This is a genomic window from Actinotalea sp. (genome assembly GCF_041597215.1).
GTDB lineage: Bacteria > Actinomycetota > Actinomycetes > Actinomycetales > Cellulomonadaceae > Actinotalea.
In genome coordinates this window covers 1-4,760 of sequence record NZ_JBFHHB010000242.1, presented here as the reverse complement: position 1 = coordinate 4,760, position 4,760 = coordinate 1, and the positions used below count along the sequence as shown (strand labels likewise).

At 69.9% G+C, this 4,760-nt stretch carries 5 protein-coding genes and 1 pseudogene; 3 read left to right on the top strand and 3 right to left on the bottom strand.

Translation table 11 applies throughout. The annotated features are described in order from the left end of the window. The 3 genes and pseudogenes from ABWK99_RS13725 to ABWK99_RS13715 form a co-directional block, all read right to left on the bottom strand. Positions 1–569 (bottom strand): annotated as a pseudogene (locus ABWK99_RS13725) (hypothetical protein); the annotation flags it as partial. 296 nt (positions 570–865) lie between these two features. Then, positions 866–1,909, bottom strand: a complete 1,044-nt coding sequence (locus ABWK99_RS13720) for a sensor histidine kinase (protein ID WP_372595262.1) — start codon at positions 1,907–1,909, stop codon at positions 866–868. A gap of 140 nt (positions 1,910–2,049) precedes the next feature. Then, positions 2,050–2,793 carry a response regulator transcription factor gene (locus tag ABWK99_RS13715; protein WP_372595261.1) on the bottom strand — a complete coding sequence of 248 codons (744 nt, stop codon included), beginning with the start codon at positions 2,791–2,793 and terminating at the stop codon, positions 2,050–2,052. A gap of 165 nt (positions 2,794–2,958) precedes the next feature. Here ABWK99_RS13715 and ABWK99_RS13710 point away from each other — a divergent pair, with 165 nt between their 5' ends. The 3 genes from ABWK99_RS13710 to ABWK99_RS13700 form a co-directional block, all read left to right on the top strand. After that, positions 2,959–3,270, top strand: a complete 312-nt coding sequence (locus ABWK99_RS13710) for a glutaredoxin (protein ID WP_372595260.1) — start codon at positions 2,959–2,961, stop codon at positions 3,268–3,270. 1 nt (position 3,271) lies between these two features. Continuing rightward, positions 3,272–4,237 carry a cytochrome c biogenesis CcdA family protein gene (locus tag ABWK99_RS13705; protein WP_372595259.1) on the top strand — a complete coding sequence of 322 codons (966 nt, stop codon included), beginning with the start codon at positions 3,272–3,274 and terminating at the stop codon, positions 4,235–4,237. Beyond that, positions 4,234–4,760, top strand: a 527-nt coding sequence (locus tag ABWK99_RS13700) for a peroxiredoxin family protein (protein ID WP_372595258.1), incomplete at its 3' end; no start/stop codon positions are given. The genes ABWK99_RS13705 and ABWK99_RS13700, both read left to right, overlap by 4 nt.

Here is a 4,760-nt window from a genome sequence, read left to right as displayed (position 1 = left end):
TCGGGGTGGCGCATCGTGAAGCCGCGCACCTGCGCCTCGTAGATCACCGTCTCGTGCCAGGGCACGTTGGGCCGGCGGTCGTCGCCCCAGCTGAAGGCCGGATCGACCACCTTGCAGCGCGGCATGTAGGGCGCGCTGTCGCGGCGGTCGAAGGACAGGTCGCCCTCGACATGGCCGATGCGGTAGCCGAACAGCGCGTCGTGCCAGCGCAGCTTGCCGACGATGTTGCGCGCGTAGGGATCGAGCAGCAGCTTGTGGGGATTGAACCGGTGTCCATCGTGCGGCGCGTAGGGGCCGTGGGCGCGGTAGCCGTAGCACTGGCCGGGCCGCACTTCCGGCAGGTACCCGTGCCACACCCATCCGGTCCGCCCGGGCAGGTCTATCCGGCGCTCGACACCGGCTTCGTCGAAGAGGCACACCTCGACCGCGTCGGCGACCGAGGAGAACACTGCGACATTGACGCCCTGCCCGTCCCACGACACCCCGAGCGGGACCGGGCGCCCCGGCCACGGCACCATCGGCGAGGCGATCGCGGCCGGCGCACAGCGGTGGGCCTGCGGCAGGGTCACGGCCGGCAACCGCGGATCGGTCCGTGGCGGTGGTGCAGGCGACCGGTCATTTCGGCTCCGATCCTCCCGCCCGGTCGATGCGGGCTATCAGTATCGTGACGCCGGCGTGCCGTGGTGTGGGCAAGGATCGAGAAATCGCGGTCAAGAGGTCCGGTGGCTGCTGCTCGAGCGGTAGGTCCGCTGCTCCCTGAACGGGCCGGGCCCGCGGCGATCGGGCCGATGGGCGGGGCGCGGTCTCCGCCCGTGGACGGCGCCCGATCCTGTGCGACTGGCGCGGGCCCGTCGCGGCAGGTGGCTCACTTCCGACGCCGCTGCCCGGGATCTGTGGGCCGTGCTTGGCCGGGTTGGTCGGCTCCGGCGTCGGACGTGCCGATCCGCGGCAGGTGCAGGGAGAACGTCGATCCGCCGCCGACGCCTGGGCTTTGCGCACGGAGGGTGCCGGCGTTGTCCTTGGCGATCGCTTGAGCGATCGCCAGGCCGATGCCCGATCCTCCGTGGGCCCGGTCGCGCGCCGCATCGACCCGGTAGAAGCGCTCAAAGACCCGTGCGAGGTGCTCGGCCGGGATCCCTTGACCCGTGTCGGTGACCGCGATCGAGACGGCGTCCGTCCCGACGGCGACGTGCACGGTGACCTGACCGCCGGGCGGTGTGTGCCGCAGGGCGTTGTCCAGGAGGTTGGTCAAGACCTGCGCGATCCGATCCGGGTCGGCGTGAACGACGGCGGCTTGCGAGGCGCGGTCGGCCCGGATGTGAACGCCGGCGGCGGCGTATCGGCCCGCGGCCTGGGTCACCGCCTCGAGGGCGAGACGATTCATGTCGACCTCCACCCGGTGCTGGGTCAGGCGACCCTCCTCGGCCGTGGTGACCAGGGCGATGTCCTCCCCGAGCCGGGCCAGGCGCTCGACCTGCTCCTGCAGCATCCGGACGGTGCCGGCGTCGGCGACCTCGAATCCGTCACCGATCGCCTCGAGGTATCCACGGAGGACGGAGGTCGGAGTGCGCATCTCGTGTGCGAGGTCGGCGAGCATTCGGGTCCGGGTGGCCTCGATGGTTGCCAGGTCCTTGGCCATGGCCGTGAACGCTTCGGCGAGCTCGTCGAACTCGGCTCCGAGACCTGGCGGGTCGACCTGCACGTCGCGTTCACCGGAGGCGACGCGGTGAGCCGCGTTGCTCAAGGGAGCCAGGGACCGGCGGACCCGTCGCGCGAGGAAGATGCTGACACCGGCCGAGGCGATCACGGCGGCGGTCAGCGAGATCGAGAGCGAGAGCGCGGAGGCGGACTGGAACGCACGCTCGGCATGCGCGGTCGCGCTCTCGGCCGTGCCAGTGGTCCGCCCCATGTGTGAACGGAAGATCGACGGTCCGATGCCGGCACCGACCACCCACGCGGTGGTTCCGCCGACCACCACGACGACGACGATGGCGAGCAGCAGGCGGGTAGCGAGGTCACCTGTGGGGCCCCGCGATCCAGCCTGCCCCCTCACCGCCCGGGCCCCATCCGGTAACCGAACCCACGGACGGACTGGATGAAGACTGGCGCGGATGCGTCGTCGCCGATCTTGCGGCGGATGTGCCCGAGGTGCACGTCGACGAGGTGCGCATCGCCTACCCAGTCTCGGCCCCAGATCTCCAGGAGAAGCTGAGAACGGGAGAAGGCACGCCGGGGCTGGGAGATCAGCACGGCCAACACGTCGAACTCGGTGCGGGTGAGGTCGACGAACTCGCCGTCGAGGCTGACCTCGCGGCTGGTCAGGTCCACGGTGAGCCCGCCGACCTGCCTGACGTCGTTCGAGGTACCCGCGGCCTGACCAGCAGCGCCGCTAGCGGCTCGGGGGCGGCGCATCATGGCCTTGACCCGTGCGGTCAGCTCCCGCGGACTGAAGGGCTTGGCTACGTAGTCGTCCGCCCCGACACTCAGACCGACGAGGGTGTCGATCTCCTCAACCCGTGCCGTCAGCATGATCACGTAGCAGTCGGAGAACGTACGCACGGCTCGGCACACCTCGATCCCGTCCGCCCCGGGAAGTCCAAGGTCGAGAACAATGACCTCCGGATGCCACGACCGAGCGAGGTCGATCGCCGCCTTCCCGTCACCCACCGCCTCGACGTCGAAGGCCTCACGCTTCAAGTACGACGCCACGAGGGACGCCAGCGGAACCTCGTCCTCGACGACGAGCACGCGGGTCGAAGGACCGGGTTCGTTAGGGCCTGGCGTCTGGGACATGGCCACCATTGTCCTGGGTAGGACGTCCCGTCGACGCTCTCGCTGCACTCGACCCGGGCGGTCTTGACCGAACCTTCGTCGATCTCCTGGGAGCTTCTTCGTTGGGGTCGCCGAACCTCGTGTTGGAACCGCTCAGAGCGAGCGGACGACATCGGAGGTCTGTCGATGAGCACCACAGCCGCCAGGCAGGTGGCGACGAAGGTGACCGTGGTAACGGCGCCGGCCTGTCACTTCTGCGAGGACGCCCAGGTCGCGCTCGGCGACCTCGCCGCCCGGTACGCCCTCGACATCTCGGTGGTGGACCTGGAGTCGATCGAGGGACGGACGCTCGTGGCACTGCACCGGCCGGCGATGAATCCGCTCGTCCTGGTCGACGGCGCCTTCTTCAGTGCCGGGCGGCTGCCGGTGAAGAAGCTCACGGCCCGACTGCGGAGCACGGGGCGCGAGCTGCCCGACCCGATCCGGGCGGAGGGCTGAGATGGGAGACCTGCTGACCACCGGCAGCGTCCTGGCGGCGTTCTTCGCCGGTGGTGTGGCCCTGTTCGCGCCGTGCTGCATCGTGTTCCTTGCACCCAGCTACCTCGCCGGGGCGGTGAAGAACCGCCGCTGGCGCCTCCTGCCGCTGACGTTCATCTTCGCCGCTGGCCTGGCACTTGTTCTCGTCCCGATCACCCTGGGAGCTGGCCTGCTCGCCGGCGCGATCGCCCAGTACCATGCGGTGCTGTACTACGGCGGTGCGCTGCTGATGTTCGTCCTGGCAGCGCTGAGCCTCTCGGGACGCATGTGGTCCCTGCCGTCCTTCCTCGCCTCGCCCGACACCAGTCGCGGCGACGGTGCGAGCTTCTTCGCCCTCGGCGTGTTCTCTGGGATTGCATCGAGCTGCTGCGCCCCGGTCCTGATCGGTGTGATGACGTTGTCGGCGCTGTCGGGCTCGGCGATCGGCGGACTGACGCTTGGGATGGCCTACGTCTTCGGCATGGTCTTCCCCCTGTTCGTGATGGCGCTGGTCTGGGACAAGGCCGCCCTGTCGGACAAGCGCTGGCTACGGGCACGCACCATCCGGTTGACCCTCGCGGGGCGCACCCTGGTGACCAACAGCCTCAACCTCGCCGTCGCCGTCGCATTCACGATCATGGGAGGCCTGGTCGCGTATCTCGCGGCGGCCGGTGAGATGACCGGAGGCACCGCGGCCCAGGCAAGCGTGTCGGAGTGGCTGACCGAGGTGTTCGGGGCCCTCGAGACCTGGCTCGCCCCGGTCCCCGAACCGGTGCTCGGCGCCGCGCTGCTTGCTCTCGCCGCGGTCTTCGTGCTCGCCACGCTGCGACGCCGCCCGCAACGACCGAACCCGGACCCCAACGAACAGATGCCCGACGCACCGTCGTGCCACAGCGCCACCCCGGTGGACCCGGCCGAACGCACCCGCACCGAAGAGGAGATCTCATGAGTGGCCCGAGCAGCACCGGCAACCGCGCGGCGGGCGTAGCCGCGGCACGCGGAGCTGAGTTGGCCCGGCGGACCCGCAAGAGCCGACTGGTCCAAGCCATCTTGTGGGTCGGCATCCTCGCACTCATCGCAGCCGTCGTGGCCGTCGGTCTGGTCACCTCGCGCCCGGATTCCTCCAGCGAGGCGCGCCAAGCCCCGGACTTCACGCTGCCGACCACGGCCGGCACCAGCGTGAGCCTCTCGCAGCTGCGGGGACGCCCAGTGCTCCTCTACTTCAACGAGGGAGCCGGCTGCGACGCCTGCACGATGCAGCTAGCCGCGATCGAGCGGGACCAGGAAGCGTTCGACGCACTCGACCTGCAAGTCCTGCCGATAGTCATGAACAGCCTCGCGCAAATCCAGCCGGACCTGGACCGCTTCCAGGTCACGACGCCGGTCCTGATCGACGACGGCACCGTCTCGGCCGCCTACGACACCCTCGGCAAAGGGATGCACGCGGGCCTCCCGGGCCACTCGTTCGTCCT

Bases quoted from the DNA above. Each gene is read 5' to 3' on its own strand.
- ABWK99_RS13720 (WP_372595262.1), bottom strand. From the start codon at position 1,909: ATGGGGCGGACCACTGGCACGGCCGAGAGCGCGACCGCGCATGCCGAG.
- ABWK99_RS13715 (WP_372595261.1), bottom strand. From the start codon at position 2,793: ATGTCCCAGACGCCAGGCCCTAACGAACCCGGTCCTTCGACCCGCGTG.
- ABWK99_RS13710 (WP_372595260.1), top strand. From the start codon at position 2,959: ATGAGCACCACAGCCGCCAGGCAGGTGGCGACGAAGGTGACCGTGGTA.
- ABWK99_RS13705 (WP_372595259.1), top strand. From the start codon at position 3,272: ATGGGAGACCTGCTGACCACCGGCAGCGTCCTGGCGGCGTTCTTCGCC.